The organism is Actinokineospora baliensis (genome assembly GCF_016907695.1).
Taxonomy (GTDB): domain Bacteria; phylum Actinomycetota; class Actinomycetes; order Mycobacteriales; family Pseudonocardiaceae; genus Actinokineospora; species Actinokineospora baliensis.
The window spans coordinates 5747723-5766982 of sequence record NZ_JAFBCK010000001.1 but is presented as its reverse complement, the minus strand read 5'-3'; the positions used below and the strand labels follow the sequence as shown (position 1 = coordinate 5766982).

The following is a 19260-nucleotide window of genomic DNA, read 5'->3' as shown; positions in this document are numbered from 1 at the left end:
ATGTCAAGCGACGAGCCCCCGGTACCAGTCGACCGTGGTCCCCAGCGCCGTCCCGATCGGCGTCGGCCGCAGACCGAACGCGGCCTCGATGGCCCGGCAGTCGAGCACCTGGGGCTCGAGGTACTGGTAGAACAGCTCCGCGTACTCCCGCATGATCGTCTCGTCGAACGGCCCCCACGCCTGCTCGACCGGCGTGGCCAGGACGGTGCGGGTGAGCTCGCGGCCGAGCTCCTTGCCGATGAGCTCGTGCACCTCGCGGGTCGTGTGGTCGGACGTGGTGGGAACGTGCCAGACCCGGCCGAGCGCCTCCGGCCGCTCCCCGAGCGTGGCCAGCGCGACCGCCACGTCACCGATGTAGCTGTAGGCGTGCGGCAGGTCGACGTCGCCGAGCGCGTAGACCGGTTGTCCTTGCAGCGCGGGGAAGAACACCGCGCCACCGAGCGCCGAGTTGATCACCCGCGGTCCGTAGAAGTCCGCCGAGCGGCCGATGGTCACCTGGATCTTCCCGTCCGCGTGCGCTTGCAGGTAGCGGTCGGCGATCCGGGCACGCAACTGTCCCTTGTGGGCAGTGGGTCGTTGGGGCGTTTCCTCCGCCATCGGCAAACCCCCTGTCGGGCCGTACATGTAGAGCGTGTCAGTGACGACGAGCCGCGCGCCGCTGCTCTCCGCCCCGGCGAGGAAACCCTCCTGCAGCTTGGGGAGCAGCTCATCCCAGAGCTCGTACGGCGCGTGCGCGCAGTGGTAGATGACCTCGGCGTCGGCGCACACCGCGCGCATGGCGTCGACATCGGTCGCGTCCGCCGCGACGACCTCGGTCCCCGGCGTGACCGCCGCGGCCCCGCTGCGGTTGACCGCCCGAACCCGGTGTCCCCGTGCCAGCAGTTCGTCGATCAGGGTCAGCCCGGCGGGCCCGGTGCCGAACACGACGTGCGTCTTCTGCGTGGTCATGGCCTGTCCTTCCAGCGAGGTGCGGTGACAGGAGTAATTAACCACTCACACTTTGCCGGTGTCAACCCCGATGGGAACCGGCCGGGATGACTACGCGGGGGTGTAGCCCTTGAGGACGGCGATCGAGGTGGTGGCGACCCGGTCGAAGGCGGCGACGTCGTTGTGCGAACGGGCCACCAGGGCGGCCCCTTCGAGGGCGGCAAGCAGTGTCGCCGCGCTGTCGCCCGCGTCGAGCGATGGGCGGAGTTCGCCGGACCGCTGGCCGCGCTCGATCCGGTCGGTCAACCACGCCTGGTTGACGCGGAAGAACTCCGCGACACCCTCGGCGACGGCCGCGGGCACGGCGCCGGTCTCGGCCGCGATCACCCCGCACAGGCACGCCTCGCCGTCGACCAGACCCTCCCGGTGCAGCGCCGCGTACCGCTCGAGCGCGTCGACCGGCCCGGTGTCGAGCCGGTCGATCTCGGCGAGCCGGGCGAGGAACCGCTCGGTGTAGCGGGCCACGAGGGCGACGCCGAGTTCTTCCTTGGTGGGGAAGTGGTGGTGGACGCTGGGTTTGCGGATGCCGACCGCGGTCGCGAGGTCGGCGTAGCTGAACGCGGAGTACCCCCGGGACCGGACCAGCCGCGTCGCGTGGTCCAGCAGGGCGCCTCGGGTGTCGGGACGGTCCATGCCCCGGAGCCTACCTGTCGATAGGTAGGCGTGACCGTGCTCTCAGTCCTTTGACGCGTCGTGGCGGAACGGCCAGCCTATCTACTAGTAGGTAGAGCAACCAAGGAGTGCAGCATGCCCCGCCCCAAGCGCGTCCTCATCACGATGTCCTCGCACGCCGACCTCGGGGTCAGCGGCAAGAAGACCGGCACCTGGTTCGAGGAGGTCGCCACCCCGTACTACGTGTTCACCGAGGCCGGTTTCCAGGTCGTCTTCGCCTCCCCGCGCGGCGGCGAGGCCCCCATCGACCACCTGAGCCTGCGGTCGCCGTTCACCACGACCAACACCGACCGGTTCCTCGAGGACGAGGCCGGTCTGCGCGCCATCCGGGAGACCAACGTCCTGGCCGACCTCGACCACGACGACTTCGACGCCCTCTTCTTCCCCGGCGGCTACGGCCTGCTGTGGGACCTGGCCTCGAACTCCCGGGTCATCCGGATGGTCGAGCGCGCCCTGGCCGCGGACAAGGCGGTCGCCATGGTCTGCCACGCCCCCGGCATCCTGCGCGACGTCAAGACCCCCGACGGCCGCCCGTACGTCCAGGGCCGCACGGTCACCGGCTTCGCCAACGCCGAGGATGACGAACTGGACCTCTCCCGGCACCTGCTCTTCTCGCTGGAGGACGAACTCCGCCTCCGTGGCGCGACCTTCACCCGGTCGGCCAGCAACTGGCTGCCCAACGTCGAGCAGGACGGCCCGTTGATCACCGGCCAGAACCCCGCCAGCGCCCCCGTGATCGCCAAGGCCCTGGTCGACAACCTCTCCTGACCACCCCCCAGGCGGGCCGGTCGGCCCTCGACGACCGGCTCGCCGCCGTGGTTCAGCAGGCGGGGATGTCGCCGTTGTGGCCGAGGGGTTCGAGGTAGCCGAGGTAGAAGTAGGCGGTGGTGGGTTGGGTCGGTTCGGAGAGTCCTCGGGTGGTGCCCTGGTCGAGGTGTTTCCAGCGGGCTTTGATCCATTGGGGGCCGACGTCGAGGTGCTCGCGCAGGCCTTGGGGGGTGAAGTCGGTGGTGGCGAGGCAGTCGGCCCAGATGATGTCGAGGTTCCCGGCGTTGCCGACCCGGGTGGCTTCGGCGGTGGCGGTGGTGCGGGCGAACAGACCGAGGGCGCCGGTGTCGAGGACGGCGTAGGGCCAGGGGCCGGGGGTGGTCGGGGGGTGGGTGGCTTCGGGGCGGGCGCGGAGTTGGGCTCTGATGGCCGTGTCGTCGGTGGTGGCCGTGTCGCCTTGGGCTTTGGCCTGTTGGAGGATCTGGCAGGAGGCGTGGGCCCCGACGACGCCGCACTGGCTGGGGTTGTTGCCGGTCCCGCCGCTGTTGACGGCGCTGTCGCCCTGGGCGACGCCTTGTGCTTGGTGGTCGGGGTAGAAGGCGATGATCAGGCCGATGGCGGTGCAGACCGCGGCGAAGACGGCGACGCCGATCATCCACCGGCTGATCCGCCAGCTCTTGATCGTGGCCTCGTGCGCCTCCGCCGCGCGGCCCGTGCCGGACGGGGAGGGGTCGGGATCGACCATGTCCACTCCAGATGTGTGGGCGGTTGCCACGATCTTCGCGCGGTGAAACGGAAAGATTACGCCCGGGCGCGGAGTGTCACGGTGATCCCGGCCACGAGTGAATCTATTCAGAAATGGCTATTCTGGACATTCGCCAGCCGGGATCGTTGGCGCGGTGGAGACTGTTGACGGGCAAGAATGTCGATAATGGGGAGATCTTCCGGTTCTCGGATTGTGCTACCTTCCGCAGAATGCGCAAAGGTACGCTATTGAATCGCCTGAGGTCCGCATTTGGCGGAACGCTCGTGGTGTTGTTGGTGCTTTCCCTCGTGGGGGCACCCGGGGTGGCCCAAGCGGGCGTGGGTGGGCGGGGGTGTGAGTGCTCGACGCCTTCCATTGACCGGTATCAGCAGTGGTTGGCCTCGGGGGAGGGGACGACGGTGCCCGCCACGGGGAGCCTGCTCGTGCGGGAGGGGCGGGAGCACGTCGCCAGGATCGAGTTCCGCAACGCCGAGTGGCACGTGTTCGTGGTCTGGCTGGGCAACAAGTTCGAGGCCCAGGTGGACCTGACCAGGTCGTCCGGGTTCTGGTTGACCTACAGCGCCACCGACGACCTGTACCTGCAGTTGCGGCCCGCTTCCCAGTGGAGCGGCGGCGACAAGTGGCTGACGCTGGTGCCCTCGACGCGGGGGAAGGTGGTGCGGAAGTTCTTCCCGTTCACGCCGGACAAGTGGACGTGGCTGCCGGAGTTGGGGAAGCCGTCGCACACGTTCGCCTCGGCGCTGAGCGAGGCCCGCGGGTTCGTCTTCGTCGGCAAGACGCCCAACAAGCTGAAGTTCGAAGGTCTTCAGGTGAACGGCTACCAGCCGCCCTGTCTTTAGCGTGAATGGTGGTTCGGCAAGCCCTGGAAATGGGCTTGCCGAACCACCGCGCTTTCAGCTTTGCAATTCTTTGACCTGGCGCAGCCAGTCCGCGAACTGGGCCTCGTCGATCTCGTCGACCGCCGCGATCTTCACCGACGCCATCCCCTGCGCCCCGGCGACGAGCCGACCGGACGGGTCGGTGACCTCCTGGCCGCGCCAGAGGCCGAAGGTGACGTACTTGGTGTAGGCCTTGACCAGGCAGACCGGCTGCTTGCCCGGTGCCGCGCCCAGGCTCCACACCGGGTGCCCGTGCCACACGGCTCCGGTCCCCGGCACGACGGTCTCGATCAACTCCGCGAGCGCCCCGGCGATCTCCTGGTGCTCTGCCGAGAGGGTGGCGTTGTACTCGGCCACGGTGGTCATGATCAGGTGTCCCTTCGAGTGTGGTCAGCGCTGCTGGGCGGCGACGGCGGAAACCCAAGCCATGGCGGTGATCGCGCCGACGGCAAGGGTGAGACTGCCGGCCGCGCCCCCGGCCATCGCCCACAGGTCCCCCACGAGCAGAGCAGTGCCCGCGACCACCGACACCACGGCTCGACCACGACGGCCCGCCCTGGCGAACGACCGGGCGAGGACGTAGCAGGCCGCGATGAGCGAGATGAACGCGACCGACCCGGCGACCATGTGCCCGAGGTCGTGCCACGTCATCTCACCCGGCCCGGCAGGCGCCCCGACCGGGAAGCCGCTGCCCGGGCTCATCACGAACACCCCGGCCGCGATCATCCCGACCCCGTTCACCCGGACCAGCCGCGGCGCCCACACACTGGGCAACACCCTGGCCAACCCGTTCGCGCCGAGCACCGTCAAGACCCCTGCGGCCACGAAGTTCAGGATCTGCAGCCAGCCGAGGTCACCGGTGGACAACATGCTCAGCGGATGCCTCATCAGGTCGAACCCCTCACGAGTCGCGGCCTGCGCCAGCGAGACAACCGCCCACAACGGCGCGGCGATGGCACCGCAGGTGAGCAGTCCACGGGTGGTCGTGCGGAACGCGGGAGCCTGGATGGCGGTCATGGTGTGCCCTTTCGACGATGTCCTACCCACCCGTCGCCCACCCCGATGTGACAGGGAACGTCCTCAACACCCGAGCTCGAACGGCTCGTCCGGGAATCGCGCCCGCCACTGCCCGCTCCCGTCGAGCCCGGCCGTCTCGGTGCAGACCCGTTTGATCGCCATATCGAGGTCGACACCCCACATCCGGGCGCTGTTGTCGTGGCTACCGGAGGCCAGCACCCGGCCGTCTTCGCGGAACGACAGCGCTGACACCGGGCCGCCGTTGCCGCGCAGGGCTGCGGTGATCGTGGGGGCGCTCGGATCGGACACGTCGAACAGGAAGACCCCCTTGTCCTGCCCACCGCCCGCCAGTTGGCGCGGGTTGGCCGGGTTGAACGTCAGCGTCCACACCGAATCACCGTTGCCGATGTGGCCGATCTGCGCGCCGGTGGCGGGGTCCCACAGCCGGATGGTGAAGTCGGTGCTGGCCGACGCGAGCAGCGTCCCGTCGCCGCTGAACGCGACCTCGTTCACCGCGTCGAGGTGCCCGCGCAGCGTCTTGCGGGGCGATCGCGGGTTAGCCACGTCCCAAAGGAGGACCTTCGAGTCCATCCCGGCTGACGCCAGAGACTTGCCGTCCGGGCTGAACGCCACCGAGGTCACTTGCGCTGTGTGTCCGGTGAGGACTGCGCGGACCCGGAACGACGGGACGTCCCACAGGATGACGCGTTCGTCGCCGCTGCCGGAAGCCAGCATCGTCCCGTCGCGGGTGAAGGCCAGCGCCGTGACGTGGCTGGGATGTTCGGTGAGCGTGTGCAGCAGCACGGGGTCGGCCGGGTCGCGGACGTTCCAGATCCGCAGGGTCCGGTCCCACGACCCGGTCGCGAGCAAGGTCGCGTCCTGGTTCAACGCCACCGAGGACACGTTGTGGTCGTGGTGGATCCGGGTCGGGTACCGCCGGAGGTGGTGCGGGTCGCGGGTGTCCCACAGCCCGACGGTGCGGTCGAAGCTGGCCGTCGCGAGGAGAGTGCCGTCCGCGCTGTAGGCGATGTCGTCGACCGCCCCGGGGTGCACCGCCATCCCTGTCCGCTCCAGTCCCGAGATCCTGGCGTCGCCGCCAATGCCCGCGCTCGCCACGGTCGGGCTGGTTGGGCTGAACGCCACCGCGTTCGCCACGCCGTTGAACCTGGTCACGAAGGCGGGTGCGGACGGCGCTCGCCGGTCGGTGATGTCGCGCACCAGCACGACGTTGTCGTTGCCCGCGGTCGCGAGCAGCTTCCCGTCGTGGCTGATCGCGACCGACCGAACGCGCTGCCACTCGTTCACGCTGGTCGACAGGTTCTGCGGGTGGGTGAAGTCCGTGACGTCCCACAGGTGGGCGGTCGCGTCGTAGCCGCCCGCCGCCAGCATGCCGCCGTCCTGGCTGAAGGCGACTGACGTGGCGACATCGAGGTTGCCATCGGCCACGACAGCCGTATCGGGACCCGCCATCGCGTAGAGCCGCACGTTCCCGTCGTCGCCCGCGGCGGCCAGGACCCGGTCTTCCTGGCCCAGCGCCACCGAGGTGACCCCGGCGCCGGTGTCGATCTGCCGCTGCTTGGCCGGTGCCCCGGTGATGTCCCAGACGCGGACCCAGTGGTCGAGGCTGCCGGTGACCAACCGTCCACCCCGGTCGAAGGCGACGGAGGTGACCGCTTCGCCGTGGCCGGTCACCTTGCGCGGCTGCCGCTGAAGGTCGCCTGTGTCCCACAGCAGCACGGTCTGGTCTGTGCTGCCCGCAGCGAGGACCCGCCCGTCGTGGCTGAAAGCCACGGAGGTGATCGGGCCGCCGCCGACCATCCGGCTGATGAACACCGGCGGGCGAGGCTCGGACACGTTCCACAGCAGGACGGTCCGGTCGTCGCCGCCGGTGGCCAGGAACTTGCCGTCGCGGCTGTAGGCGACCGCGTTCGCTGTCTCGGTGTGTCCGGGAAGGGCTGTGTTGTAGGTGTTCTGCAGGGCGGCCATCACCGCGCCGCGCGCCTCCATGGTCGGGTGCGTGCGGTACCCGGCGAGCGCAACCTGGGCGCCCGCTGCCGAGTCCGAGTTCGCCAGGTCCGCCGAGTAGGCCGCCGATTCCCGGGACACGGTCTCGGCGTGCGTCTGCGCCGAGATCACCCGGATCTTGATCGTGTAGGCGGTGCCGCCGATGGCGACCAGGGCGAGCGCGGTGACCAGGGCGACGAGTTGGCGGCGACGGCGCACCTTGCGCTTGGCGGACGCGACCCGGTCGCGTTCGTGCTGGATCGAGTGGTCCAGGAAGTCCAGCGCTACCTGCGGCAGGACACCGCGCTCCTGTTCGGTGTCGGCCCACGCCACCACCCCGGCGAGCTTGGCGGGTCGGTACAGGTCGTGCGGGTGCCTGCCGTCGCGGTCCCACGTCTGGGCGGCCTCCACGAGCCGTTGGCGGGACAGCAGCCGTTCGCGGTCCTCGTCGATCCACGACCGCAGTAGCGGCCACTCCCGGATCAGCACCTCGTGGGTGAGCTCGACGGTGTTGCCGTCCACGGTGACCAGCCGGGCCCGGGTGAGCTCGCGCAACACCAGCTTCGCGCGGTCGTCGAAGTCGTCGAGCGGTACCCGGCGGCGGGTGTCGTCGCTGCCGTCGCCGATGACGACCATGGCCAGCAGCAGGCGCTTGGCGGCTTCCCGGCCCGCGTCATCGAGGTCGTCGTAGGTGCGGTTCGCCTGGTCCTTGATGGCGCCGATGCCGCCCGCGGCCAGGTATCCCTGGCGGGTCAGCGTGTTGTCGGTCTGGTTGCGCCAGGTGGCTTCCAGCGCGTAGGACAGCAGCGGCAGTTGCCCGCCGGTGTCGGTGCGCCCGGTCGCGGCGAGGTCCCGGACACCCAGGTCGTGCAGGATCGACTCGACCAGCCCCGGCTCGATCTCCATGTCCCTCGCGGGCGCCTCGATGACCTTGCGCAGCTGGTCGACGGTCATCCTCGGCAGGATGTAGGTGCTCTGCAGCGCCGTCGTGAGTTCCGGGTGCGGCACGCAGTGCTGGAAGAAGTCCGCGCGCATGCCGATGACGACGAGCGTCGGGTGGTCGCCGTGCGGCAGGGCAGCCAGCGCCTGGATGAACTCGCGCCGCTCCTGCTCGTCGGTGCACAGGGTGAAGGTCTCCTCGAACTGGTCGACCACGACGACCCGCACCTCACCCGGGTCCAACGCCAACCGGGCGAGGTGTGTCGAGAGCTGCTCGCCGGGGTTCGCCGTCGGGGTGAACACGACCGCGCGGCACGCCTGGGGCCGTCCCCGGTCGACCAGGCGGTTGTCGGCCAGGGCGGGGAGCAGGCCCGCGCGCAGCAGTGACGACTTGCCCGCGCCGGACTCGGCGATCACGAACAGCGGCGCCGGGTTCGCCAGCCGGTGGTTGAGCAGCCCGATCAGTGCCCCGGTCTCGGCGTCACGGCCGAAGAACCGATCGGCGTCCTCGGTGTGGAACGTCGACAACCCCAGGTACGGGCACCGCGGGACGGGGAGCACGACGGGTGCGGTCGCGCGCGGCAACGGCAGGATCGAGTAGGTGGCCCTCGGGTCGGCCACGAGTCGCATCAGGTGGCCACGGGTGTCCGACACCAACTCGGCGTCGGGACCCACCTGCTTGGTCACGGTGTCGACGAAGCCCCGAACCTCAGCGTGCTGACCCGAGCGGATCAGGGCATGTGCCCCCAGCAGCGCCAGCTCGTCCGTTGGTACCTCGCGCGTGATCCAGTGCTGCACGGCGGTGGCGGCCTCAGCCGCTGAGGTGGGGTTGTCGAGGAGCAGGAGCCGATCGCAGTAGAAGGTGATGACCTTGTTGAGTTCGCCGCGGATGGCTTGGCGGGTCCGTTCGGCCCACATCGAGTCCAAGCCGGTCAGCGGTCGCCCGGTGACCAGGTCGAGTGCTTCGCGACAAGCCCGCGCGGCGTCAGCGGGTGGGAGATCCCGGGCGCAGGCGAAGAGGTCGGCGACCCGGTGGTAGTCGACCAGGTCGCTGCTGATGTGCAGCGTGTGGCCCAGGTCGCGTGCGGTGGTGAGCTGGTCCTTGCTGCCGCCCGCGCGGACGAGGGCGCCGCGGAGGTCGCTCACGTAGCTCTTCACCGTGGCCGCGACGGGGGTGACGCCGTCCCAGACCAACTCGGTGAGTGCAGGGTTGGTCACCAAGTTCCCCGCGTTCCACGCCAGCACGGCCAGCATCTCCCGCACCTTGCTCCCGGCGATCCCGAAGTCCTCACCCGTGGCCACCGACCGCAGCCGCACCTCACCCAGCAGCCGGACCTCCACCAGTCCGATCTCAACCCCGGTGGTCATCAAGCCCTCCTTGGTACGAGTTTCGGCTGCCTTGACCTGCTGATTCCCGGTTCGCGCCCACCCTGGTGCCCACCTTCGCGCCAGGTAGGACCCCGACTCTGGCTGCCGACGCGGTGGGCTCGACCGCCGCCGGGACGAGGAGTGGGACATGGCTGACCAGGACGGCGCGGACCAGGTGGGTTCGGCTCCGGTGCTCGACATCCGGCCGATCGAGCCGGGGACGACCTTCTGCCCGCGCAAGACCCAGGCCTGAACCGGAGGACCACGGGTGCGACCCAAGATCAAGATTGAGCACCGACCGGTGCGCCTCGGCGCGGACGTCGTGCACCTGGGGACGGTGGCCGCTGTCGCTGATCCCGAGGGGTGGGTGTGGGCGCTGCTGGAACTGCTGGACGGGACCCGGACGGTGGGTGAGATCGCCGTCGAGTTGGGGGACAGGCCCGAGAGCGCGGTGCGGGCCGCGGTGAGCGAGCTGTGGGCGCGTGGTCACCTGCTCGACGCCGACGCACCGACGCCGCCGGAGCTCACGCCAGGTGAGCTGGAGCGGTACAAGGCCGGGGCGTCGTTCACCGACTGGGTCGACGACCAACCGCGAACCAGCCGGTGGGCGGCTCAGCTGCTGCTCAAGCAATCCCGGGTCGTGGTGCTCGGCGTCGGTGGTGTCGGCGGCACGGTCGCCTGGGCGCTGGCGGCATCGGGGGTGGGCCACGTGCACTGCGTCGACCACGACGTGGTGGCGTTGTCCAACCTCAACCGGCAACTGCTCTACACCGAGTCGGACCTCGGTCGGTTGAAGGTCGAGGTCGCCGTGGAGCGGCTGCGTGCCCGCAACACCGACATCGAGGTGACCGGTGAGGCCAGGCGAATCGACGGTCCGGCGGCCGTGCGGGCGTTGGCCACGCGCTTTGACGTCGTGGTGCTGGCGGCGGACACACCGGGGGAGATCGTCGACTGGGTGAACGAGGTGTGCCTGGAGACCGGGACCGCGTGGGTGCGCGGCGGGTACCACGGTCCCCAGCTCAGCGTCGGCGTCTTCCGGCCGGGGGCGGGACCGTGCCACAGTTGCCTCCACGCTGAGCAGGACACCGCGGTCCCCGAGGTGCCCTGGTCGCCCGGCGCCGGTGTTCCGGTGCCGCACTCGGCGAACGCGATCAGCACGGGCATCACCGGACTCATGGCGGCGGACGCGGTGCGGGCACTCATCACCGGTGTCCCCGCGATCCGGACGAATTGCCACTACGGTCACAACCTCCTCGGGGGCTGGGAGGTTCGTGGACTCGACGCATCGGGCCCGCATTGCGCTGCCTCCCAGTCGGCCATGAGGAAGGCCTGAAAGGTCTGGTCGAACTCGGAGAGGATCTCCGTGGCCTCGGCGAAGCAACGCGCTGCCTCGCTGCGATCGCTCAGGTGCCAGTACAAGAGGGCCATCGTCTTCAGGACTCGCGCCAACTCCTGCTCCCACGCCATGTCGGCGCGGTAGCAGGATTCGGCCGCCTTGCACAGGTCGAGAGCCCGGTAGGGTTCATCGAGGCCGCGCAATGCGACCGCGATGGTGTGCTGGGCGTGCGCGACGCCGAGCGGGGACCCGATGGCCAGCCGGAACTCGAGCTCGTGCGCCGCGTGGTCGAGGGCCTCCGCGTACCGGCCGAGGCTGTTGGTGATCATGCTGAGGTTGGTGTGCACGACTGCTTCCACCGAACCGCCGCGGACATCGCGCAGCAGCGGAAGGGCCTGCCGGTAGAACGGTTCAGCATCGGCGTACCGCTCCTGGAGGATTGCTGTGTGCCCGAGCGCGCACAACGCTTCACCGCGCAGGACCGCGTCGCCCAGGTGTTCGGCCAGTGCGTAGGCCTTGCGGTGGTCGGCGTCCGAATCGGTCCACGCCGCCAAGTCCTGGTGGGTGTCGCCTCGCCGGATGAGGAACGCGATCTCGATCGCGGTCGCGCCACGAGCCCGTGCGGCGGCGATACCCGCGGTTTCCGCCGCTGCGCGCACCCGCAACGCGGCCCGCGACCCGAATCCCAGGAACCGCATGGCGGCGGCGATCGCCATGGTGAGTTCGTGTGTTCCGAGCTCCTCACTGAGCCGCAGGGCGGTCCGCAGCGCGTCCAGTTCGGAGTTGAGCCACAAGTACGCCTCGCGCACCACCGCGGGTTCGTCGACCTCATCGAGCGGAACCACCAGGGAGGCGTTGCCGGGGAACATCATCCGGTCAGCGGCGGAAGCGGTTCTGGCGTACCAGGCGAGCACTGCGATCGTCGCCTCCCGGCGGTCCTCAGCGGTCTCATCGCGTTCCGCGCAGTGCGCCGCGAAGGCGTGCATGAGGTCGTGCAACTGGTACTCGTCGCATCCGATGGATTCGACGAGGTGCAGGTCGGACAACGCGGCCAGGTGCCGGTTCGCTTGTGCGGCACAGAGTCCGGTGAGCGCCGCGACCGCGGGGACGCTGACCTCGGTGTTGGGGTGCAGGCCCAGCCTGCGGAACGTGCGCGCCAGAGGCGGGGGGAGCGAGGTGTAGGACCAGGTGAAGACCGTGCGGATCTCGCTGAGGTCGTCCCCGAAGCCGATCACCTCGTCCGGGTGCGCGGTGATCTCCGCGATGACGTCGGCGACCCGCAGGTCCGGTCGGGACGCCAGTTGGGTCGCCGCGACCCGCAGCGCGAGCGGCAACCGGGCACAGGCCCGGACCAGCTCCGCCGACCTGGTCCCGACGATGCCCTGGACGAACGCCGCGGACTCGTCGTCGGTGAACAACCCGAGCGGGATCCGGCGCGCGGCCTCGGTGACCACCAGCCCGGTCATGGCCCGCCTGCTCGTCACCAGCGCGAGCGAGCCCGGCGTGACCGGGAGCAGGGGGCGGACCTGCTCCGGACTCACCGCGTTGTCCAGCAGCACGAGCACCCGCCGCCCGGCCAGCAGTGAGCGGTAGAGGGCGACCTGGGTGTCCACCTCGGCCGGGATCCGATCGTCCGGAATGCCCAGTGCGTAGAGGAATGACGAGAGCACGAGCCCCGCCGGTAGCGGGTCGCTGGGCCCGTGGCCGCGGAGGTTTGCGAACAGCGTCCCATCGGGGAACCGGTCCTCGACCCTGTGCGCCCACCACACCACGAGGGTCGTCTTGCCGACCCCAGCGGTCCCGTCGATGGTGACCACCGTCGTGTCGCCCAAGAGGCCGTCGAGCGTGGTCAACTCCTGTGCCCTGCCGACGAAATCCCGAACCCGGGCGGGCGCCTGGCGGGGCAGCGGCAGATCTGCGGCGCCGCCGAGCACGACCTGGTGGACCGTGGTCGCCTGCACCACCGAACCCGTCACGCCGCCGCTGATCTCGTTGCGCGCTCCCACCGGCACAGTCTTGTGCCCCGCGCGCGGTAGCAGCCGCCCCGAACCCGACCACCACCCGGTCAGCGCAAGGGAACCACGCCATGGGGGAAGTAGGCGATACCGGCGGTAGTCGTGGCCCTGTCCACTTTTCGCCCACCATGACCGGATTCGGCCCAGGTGCTGTTCCCGGTGGAAATCTGTTTCGGGAATGTGGTCCTGACCTGCTGATCCGCAGCGGGAAAACGAAGGGGCAGGGACGGGGAACAGAACTCTTCAAGTGGGTTGGGCTTTCCGGCTAATTTCCGGATTCCAAGCTCCACACGAAGAGGAGTACGCAATGCCCTGCAAACCGAAGTCGTTACTGGCGGCCGCCACGGCGCTGGTCGCGGTGGCCGCGGCGGTGGTGATCACGCCGATGGCCTTCGCCGCTGAACCGGAGGGTGCGGTTCGGGTGGCGGCCAAGAACCCCGTCCCGGGGGTGTACTTGGTCAAGCTGAAGGACTACGCCGGTGCCGCGTCGTCGGGTAGTCGCGCGCAGGCGCTGACCGAGCGCTTCGGCGGTACCGCGACCCACGTGCTCGACCGGGTCATGCGCGGTTACGTCGCGGAGAACCTCGACAGCGCCGCGGCCCGCCGCCTTGCCGCCAGCCCGGAGGTCGAGTCGGTCACCCAGTCCGGCACCTCCTACGCCGCCGAGACCCAGACCAACCCGGCCAACTGGGGCCTCGACCGCGTCGACCAGCGGGACCTGCCGCTGGACAAGAAGTACACCTACTCCGACACCGCGGGCGCGGGGGTCAACGTCTACATCGTCGACACCGGCATCCGCTACACGCACACCGAGTTCGAGGGCCGCGCCAAGTTCGCCGCGGACTTCGTGCAGCCGCCCACCAACGGCAACGACTGCGACTCGGCCAAGGCGGGTCACGGCACGCACGTGGCGGGCATCGTCGGCGGCAAGACCCGTGGTGTGGCGAAGAAGGCGAACCTGTGGGCGGTCCGCATCCTGGGCTGCCAGTCGTCCGGCAAGGACACCGACATCGTCGTCGCGGCCGAGTGGCTGGCCAAGAACGCGGTCAAGCCCGCGGTGGCCAACATGAGCGTCTACGCCGACGACCCCACCATCGGTGTCGACGCCATCAAGGGGTCGATCGCCGCGGGTGTCCAATGGGGACTGATCACCGGCAACAACGGCGGCAACTCCTGCGACTACGGCCCCGGCAGCCGGGTCGAGACCGGGGTGCGCACCGGCAACTCGACCTCCTCGGACCAGCGCGCCGGTGACTCCAACGACGGCGCCTGCATGGACGTCTTCGCGCCGGGCAGCAACATCGACTCGTCGGTCAACACCTCGGACACCTCCTACGGGCAGAAGTCCGGCACCTCGATGGCCGCCCCGCACGTGACCGGTGCGCTGGCGCTGCGGTTGGCCGAGGCGCCGTCCTCGACGCCCGCGGACCTGAAGAAGTGGATCGTCGACAACGCCACCACCGGCAAGATGACCAACATCCGGGCGGGCACACCCAACCGGTTGCTCTACATCCCGAGCGCGCCGCCGTCGGCCAACGACTTCGCGATCGCGGCGAGCCCGGCCTCGGTCAACGCCAACCCGGGCGCGGCCGCGACCAGCACGATCTCCACCTCGGTCGTGCGCGGCTCCGCCCAGACCGTGGCGCTGTCGGCCAGCGGTCTGCCCTCGGGCGTCACCGCGGCGCTCGACCCGACCTCGGTGACCGCGGGCAACTCGTCGAAGCTGACCCTGTCGGTGTCCTCGAGCGCCACCCCCGGCACCTACAAGGTCACCGTGACCGGCAAGAGCACCGACGCGACGCACACCGCGGACGTCTCGCTGACGGTGAACGGGACTGTCCCGAACGACTTCAGCCTCTCGGCCGGCCCGAGCAGCGGGTCGGTCGCGGCCGGTTCGACGGCGTCGACCACCATCAGCGCCACCGCGGTCGGCGGCAACCGCAACGACGGCCTCACCGACGGCACCTCCGGCACCGCGGCCGGACCCGGCGTGGTGAACGGGAGCCCGACCACGGTCGCCAAGTACCCGTTCATCATCTCCCAGCACCGCACCGGCGGCGTCCGGCCGCAGGAGCAGTCCTGCACCGGGTCGGTCGTGGCCAAGCGGGCCGTGCTGATCGCCGCGCACTGCAAGTTCTCCCAGGGCGACCCGAAGTACCTGATCTACGGGCGCGACGACCTCAACGCCACCAACACCGGTACCCGCGTCGAGATCGAGGAGTACCGCACCCACCCCAACTACGACGCCAACGACGGGTGGCGCACCGGCTTCGACGTCGCGGTCATCTTCACCAAGTCCGACATCCCGGTCCCGGCGGGCTACCAGTTCCCGGCGATCGCCAAGTCCGGTGACAGCCTGCCGCTGGGCAGCAAGGGCACCGCGATCGGCTACGGCAAGACCGACGCCAACGACGCCAACAAGAACGCGCTGCTGCGCGAGACCGTGCTGCCGACGGTGGCCGACCAGAACTGCGCGAACATCAACTCGCAGTTCGACGCCCGCTACATGTTCTGCGACGGGTTCGGCAACGGCAGCACCGGCCTGTGCCAGGGCGACTCCGGTGGCCCGTACTTCCTCAACGGCAAGATCTGGGGCGTGTTCTCCTGGCTGCGCACCGACTGCGCGTCCTACAACGCCCACGGCAAGCTGTGGGGCGTCATGGGCGACTGGGCCAACCAGCAGATCGGTGACACCCCGAACCCGCCGACCGGCGACATCGCGCTCTCGGCCAGCGGGCTGCCCTCGGGGGCCACGGCCTCGTTCAACCCCACCACGATCGGCGTGGGCGGCAACGCCACCCTCTCGGTCAGCACGTCCGCGTCCACGGCCGCCGGTGAGTACCGGATCACGGTCAGCGGCACGCGGTCCGGGGTGACCCGCACGACGGTCTACACCCTGACCGTCACCGGTGACGGCAACACCCCGCTCACCGTGGCCAACCCCAACACGCAGACCAGCGTGAAGGGCAAGGCGGTCAGCCTGCAGATCAACGCCAGCGGCGGCAAGGGCGGCAACCGCTTCACCGCCACCGGCCTGCCCGCCGGGCTGAGCATCAACGCCACCACCGGGTTGATCTCCGGTGCGCCGACCACCTGGGCGAACTACCACCCGACGGTGACGGTGACCGACAGCTCCGGGGCCAAGGCGAGCGCCACGTTCTACTGGTTCATCTTCCCCAACTAGCGGATCCGGGGTGTGGTCGGACGATCCCGGCCACACCCCGACCGCCGCGGCTTCCGGCCGCGGATCGGCCCACCGCGTCGCGCTGTGCGGTGACGGGTGTCGCAGCAGTGGCAGGGACTGCGGGCAGCCACCGGTTCGCGCTTCGGGAATGGCGGGCGGGTACCCGAAGACCTCGGGTGCCCGCCCGTTTCACCGTTCCCAGCGCACGCCCACCGTCCCCGGGCGCACGGAGGGGGCGACCAGTGAAGTGGTTCCGGCTGCGCCCAACCACAGGTCCTCGACGTGCTGCTCCGGGCCGCGCAGACCCGCCCGGTCGTAGCGGCGGACCCGGCCCGGCGGGGTGCCGACGAAGCGCAGTTGCACCGTGTACAGGCCGACCGGGCGCGGGAAGCGGCGGTAGACGTGGTCCAGCGGTTGCCCCGCGGGTAACCGGAGGTCGTACTCGATCACCGTGTCCTCGCCGCGGTTGAGCGGGCGGTCGAAGAGGAACTCGGCCACCATCGACCGGGTCTCGGGGGCCCGGCGCACGCGACCCAGGCGCGCGAAGGCGACGCCGAGCAGCTCAGGGGCCTCGAAGACGGGGTCGTCGGTCTCGTGGCAGACCACGCAGCGGTCCACCCGGTCGGCGGCGGCCCGGATGACCAACCTGGTCCGCTGCCTGCGTTCCCCGGTCCGCTCGTCGACCACCAGCGCGTCGCTCACGCCCAGGTAGTCGACCTGCCCGTCGGGCGCGGACTCCAGGCCGGTCAGCAGCCCCCCGCACGACGGCCACAGCTCGCGCCGCGACAGCGTGCCGGGCGCCCGGACACCGCGGCCCCGGGGTTTGCGGCCGCCGAGCAGGGCGACCAGGGAAGCCGACGGCAGACCGAGGACCTCCTCCAGCGCGCCCAGCGCCACCAGCGACTCGGCCCGCTCCGGTCTGCTGCGGCCGCTGCGCCAGTACGAGATCGCGGTGCGGCTCACCGTGATGCCGCGGTCGGACAGCCTGCCGCACAACCGTTCCAGGGTCAGCCCGGACGCCTCGATGGCGGCGTCGAGCGCCACTTCGAACGGTCCGGTCCGCAGCACCCGTCGTACGTCGGTGTTCATCGCCCACTCCCACTCGGCCTGCTCCGGCACGGGAAGGCCACCAAGGTAGACGCCCGGCGACCCCGCGAGAAGGGCACCGCCGGCCATAGGCCAGATGTGGCCACCCGACCTAGACTGACCCCGTGGACCCCCTCGACGTCGACTTCCTGGAGCCGATCGGCCTCGGCCCCGCGGAGGGCGCCGTCTACCTGGAGCTGCTGAGCCACCCCCGGTCCGACGCCCGCCACCTCGCCGCCGAACTGGACATGTCCAGCAGTGGCCTGGCCCGCGCACTGGCGAACCTGGTCGACGCCGGTCTCGTCGCCCGCCTCGCCTGCCGCCCCGCCCGGTACGTGCCCGCGCCCCCGCAGGTTGCCCTCGACGCCTTGGCCCTGCGCCGCGCCGAGGAGCTCGACCGGCTCCGAGCGACTGCCCGAGTGCTGGCCAGCACCTACGAACAGGCCCCCCGAGGCGCGCCGGGGGATCTCGTCGAACTGATCGAGGGCGGCCCCGCCGTCCGCCACCACATCGCCCAGCTGCAGCTCGCCGCCCAGGAAGAGGTCCTGATCGTCGACTGCCCGCCCTACCTCGGCGGCGCCCCCGAACTCAACATCACCGAACTCCAGGGCCTACGCCGCGGCGTCGCGTACCGCACGATCTACCACCTGCCGGTCCTCGACGACCCCGTCCGCCTCGCCGAGGTCACCACCTACACCGAGGCGGGTGAGCAGGCCAGGGCCCTACCGGAAGTCCGGCTGAAGATGATGATCGCCGACCGCCGGGTCGCCCTGCTCCCGCTCAGCTTCGAGGAATCCGAAACCGGTGCCCGCATCGTCGTGCACCGGTCGCCGCTGCTGGTCGCCCTGGTCGCCTGCTTCGACCTGCTGTGGGAACGGGCCACCCCCATCGGCACCGCCCTGCGCGGCACCCACCGCGACAAGGAGATGCTGGCCCTGCTCGCCGCGGGCCGCAAGGACGCCGCGATCATGCGCTCGCTCAACATCACCCAACGCACCATGACCCGCCGCATGACCGCGCTCTTGGCCGAACTCGACGCCACCACGCGGTTCCAAGCCGGGATCCAAGCCTCCCGCCGAGGCCTGGTCTGACCGGTGCCGAACCAAACCGACCCACCGAGTCAGCCCACCCAAGCTGGCCACCGCTCCCGGGAGTCGCTGGTGCCATCTGCTCGATGGGGTGGACCTGTTTTGTGTGGGGGTGCGGCAGTCGTAGCGTTCCTGCGCGGACAGGGCCATGCTTTTCGGCCCCTGCTTTGCGGTCCTGCCACGGCTGTCGTAGGGGCCCCACGCAAAACAGGTCCACCGCATCGAGCCCGCAGTTGAATCGCGGACCGGACCTGGACGAGTTGGCGTGGCGCGTGCTGCGCGCTTGGCGGGTGAACGCCGTGCCGGAGCGGGTGGTTCTGGGGGTGAACAAGGCGACCTGGCGGGTGGGGGAGTACTGGCTGTCGAGCGAACACGCGAGTGCCCGTGACCGGGTGACCCGCCTCGCGACCTTGCTGGCCCGGCTCTCCCGGGACCTGGAGATCGCGGTACCCGAGTTCGTGCGGTCCACCGACGGACCCGTTGTGGAACTAGGAGACCGCCTCTGGTGGCTGACCCGCCACATCGGCGGCCGCCACCCCGATCCGTCGAACCTGGCCGACATGACCGCCGTCGCCACCGGCCTGGGGACCCTGCACAGTGGACTGGCCGCGATCCCGCCGAGCCTGGCCACGTCGGGCGATTCCTTGGCGCAGCTGTGCCTGGACGGCGCCGCCTTGGCCGCCCGCCTCGACTTCAGCCCCGAGGACCTGCGCACCGCTCAAGCCGCGCTCGACATCGCCTCGGCCGCCTTGCCGACCATCCGAACGCCCCTGCTCTTGACCCACGGCGACCCGTCCAACCCGAACCTCCTCATCGCCGACGCACCCACCCGCCTCACCGGTGCTATCGACTGGGACAACGCCCGCGAGGACCACCCCCTGTCCGATGTCGCCACCATGGCCCACACAGTCGTGTTCAGGTCCAGCGCCCCCGACCCACGCGCCACCCTCGACCACCTCCTCGACGCCTACCGCTCCGCCGGGTGGACGCCGCTGACCGTCGACGCCACCCTCGTCGGCGTGATCATGGTTCTCTTCGAAGCCATCGCCCACCACGGCGCCCGCTACCTCCACGGCACCGGTCCGTACCACCAAGTGGCCGGTCGCCTCAACGACATCCGCGCGGTGATGCGCCTCTTGGGCGCGTGACAGC

At 70.3% G+C, this 19260-nt stretch carries 14 protein-coding genes; 6 read left to right on the top strand and 8 right to left on the bottom strand.

The features are described 5' to 3' along the window. Nucleotides 1–3: 3 nt before the first annotated feature. Both JOD54_RS25680 and JOD54_RS25675 read right to left on the bottom strand, forming a co-directional pair. Nucleotides 4–948, bottom strand: a complete 945-nt coding sequence (locus JOD54_RS25680; RefSeq protein ID WP_204453964.1) for an NAD-dependent epimerase/dehydratase family protein — start codon at nt 946–948, stop codon at nt 4–6. 90 nt (nt 949–1038) lie between these two features. Then, nucleotides 1039–1620, bottom strand: coding sequence for a TetR/AcrR family transcriptional regulator (locus JOD54_RS25675; RefSeq protein WP_204453963.1), 582 nt, complete (start codon nt 1618–1620; stop codon nt 1039–1041). 114 nt (nt 1621–1734) lie between these two features. Here JOD54_RS25675 and JOD54_RS25670 point away from each other — a divergent pair, with 114 nt between their 5' ends. Continuing rightward, nucleotides 1735–2427: a type 1 glutamine amidotransferase domain-containing protein gene (locus JOD54_RS25670; protein ID WP_204453962.1), complete on the top strand. Its 693-nt coding sequence runs from the start codon at nt 1735–1737 to the stop codon at nt 2425–2427. A 52-nt stretch (nt 2428–2479) separates the two neighbouring features. On the opposite strand, the gene JOD54_RS25665 is transcribed toward JOD54_RS25670, so the two are convergent. Then, nucleotides 2480–3172, bottom strand: a complete 693-nt coding sequence (locus tag JOD54_RS25665; RefSeq protein WP_204453961.1) for a hypothetical protein — start codon at nt 3170–3172, stop codon at nt 2480–2482. Between the two features lie 230 nt (nt 3173–3402). Here JOD54_RS25665 and JOD54_RS25660 point away from each other — a divergent pair, with 230 nt between their 5' ends. Continuing rightward, on the top strand, nt 3403–4032 hold the full coding sequence (locus JOD54_RS25660) for a hypothetical protein (protein WP_204453959.1): 630 nt from the start codon (nt 3403–3405) through the stop codon (nt 4030–4032). Nucleotides 4033–4086: 54 nt separating this feature from the next. Here JOD54_RS25660 and JOD54_RS25655 read toward each other — a convergent pair whose 3' ends face one another. The 3 genes from JOD54_RS25655 to JOD54_RS25645 form a co-directional block, all read right to left on the bottom strand. Next, nucleotides 4087–4437, bottom strand: coding sequence for a DUF1801 domain-containing protein (locus JOD54_RS25655; protein ID WP_204453957.1), 351 nt, complete (start codon nt 4435–4437; stop codon nt 4087–4089). Between the two features lie 24 nt (nt 4438–4461). Continuing rightward, nucleotides 4462–5088 (bottom strand): DUF998 domain-containing protein, encoded by a 627-nt coding sequence (locus JOD54_RS25650; RefSeq protein ID WP_204453955.1) that lies wholly within the window; start codon nt 5086–5088, stop codon nt 4462–4464. 63 nt (nt 5089–5151) lie between these two features. Beyond that, nucleotides 5152–9399 (bottom strand): nSTAND1 domain-containing NTPase, encoded by a 4248-nt coding sequence (locus JOD54_RS25645; RefSeq protein WP_204453952.1) that lies wholly within the window; start codon nt 9397–9399, stop codon nt 5152–5154. A 268-nt stretch (nt 9400–9667) separates the two neighbouring features. Between JOD54_RS25645 and JOD54_RS25640 the strand changes: the two genes are divergently transcribed. Then, nucleotides 9668–10732 carry a HesA/MoeB/ThiF family protein gene (locus tag JOD54_RS25640; RefSeq protein ID WP_204453950.1) on the top strand — a complete coding sequence of 355 codons (1065 nt, stop codon included), beginning with the start codon at nt 9668–9670 and terminating at the stop codon, nt 10730–10732. Here JOD54_RS25640 and JOD54_RS35785 read toward each other — a convergent pair. Then, on the bottom strand, nt 10642–12741 hold the full coding sequence (locus JOD54_RS35785) for an ATP-binding protein (RefSeq protein WP_204453948.1): 2100 nt from the start codon (nt 12739–12741) through the stop codon (nt 10642–10644). The genes JOD54_RS25640 and JOD54_RS35785 overlap by 91 nt on opposite strands. A gap of 316 nt (nt 12742–13057) precedes the next feature. Between JOD54_RS35785 and JOD54_RS25630 the strand changes: the two genes are divergently transcribed. Continuing rightward, nucleotides 13058–15934 (top strand): S8 family serine peptidase, encoded by a 2877-nt coding sequence (locus tag JOD54_RS25630; protein ID WP_204453946.1) that lies wholly within the window; start codon nt 13058–13060, stop codon nt 15932–15934. 189 nt (nt 15935–16123) lie between these two features. Here the strand turns inward: JOD54_RS25630 and JOD54_RS25625 are convergent, their stop codons facing one another. After that, nucleotides 16124–17023 (bottom strand): XRE family transcriptional regulator, encoded by a 900-nt coding sequence (locus tag JOD54_RS25625; protein ID WP_204453944.1) that lies wholly within the window; start codon nt 17021–17023, stop codon nt 16124–16126. Between the two features lie 122 nt (nt 17024–17145). Between JOD54_RS25625 and JOD54_RS25620 the strand changes: the two genes are divergently transcribed. Both JOD54_RS25620 and JOD54_RS25615 read left to right on the top strand, forming a co-directional pair. Continuing rightward, entirely contained in the window at nt 17146–18111 is a 966-nt protein-coding gene (locus JOD54_RS25620; protein WP_204453942.1) for a helix-turn-helix domain-containing protein, read from the top strand. Between the two features lie 230 nt (nt 18112–18341). Continuing rightward, entirely contained in the window at nt 18342–19256 is a 915-nt protein-coding gene (locus JOD54_RS25615) for a phosphotransferase enzyme family protein (protein ID WP_204453940.1), read from the top strand. Nucleotides 19257–19260: the final 4 nt, after the last annotated feature.

Excerpts from the sequence above, each read along its gene's own strand:
- JOD54_RS25670 (WP_204453962.1), top strand. The coding sequence starts at position 1,735 with ATGCCCCGCCCCAAGCGCGTCCTCATCACGATGTCCTCGCACGCCGAC.
- JOD54_RS25660 (WP_204453959.1), top strand. The coding sequence starts at position 3,403 with ATGCGCAAAGGTACGCTATTGAATCGCCTGAGGTCCGCATTTGGCGGA.
- JOD54_RS25680 (WP_204453964.1), bottom strand. The coding sequence starts at position 948 with ATGACCACGCAGAAGACGCACGTCGTGTTCGGCACCGGGCCCGCCGGG.
- JOD54_RS25665 (WP_204453961.1), bottom strand. The coding sequence starts at position 3,172 with ATGGTCGATCCCGACCCCTCCCCGTCCGGCACGGGCCGCGCGGCGGAG.
- JOD54_RS25675 (WP_204453963.1), bottom strand. The coding sequence starts at position 1,620 with ATGGACCGTCCCGACACCCGAGGCGCCCTGCTGGACCACGCGACGCGG.
- JOD54_RS25650 (WP_204453955.1), bottom strand. The coding sequence starts at position 5,088 with ATGACCGCCATCCAGGCTCCCGCGTTCCGCACGACCACCCGTGGACTG.
- JOD54_RS25645 (WP_204453952.1), bottom strand. The coding sequence starts at position 9,399 with ATGACCACCGGGGTTGAGATCGGACTGGTGGAGGTCCGGCTGCTGGGT.
- JOD54_RS25625 (WP_204453944.1), bottom strand. The coding sequence starts at position 17,023 with ATGAACACCGACGTACGACGGGTGCTGCGGACCGGACCGTTCGAAGTG.
- JOD54_RS25655 (WP_204453957.1), bottom strand. The coding sequence starts at position 4,437 with ATGACCACCGTGGCCGAGTACAACGCCACCCTCTCGGCAGAGCACCAG.
- JOD54_RS25630 (WP_204453946.1), top strand. The coding sequence starts at position 13,058 with ATGCCCTGCAAACCGAAGTCGTTACTGGCGGCCGCCACGGCGCTGGTC.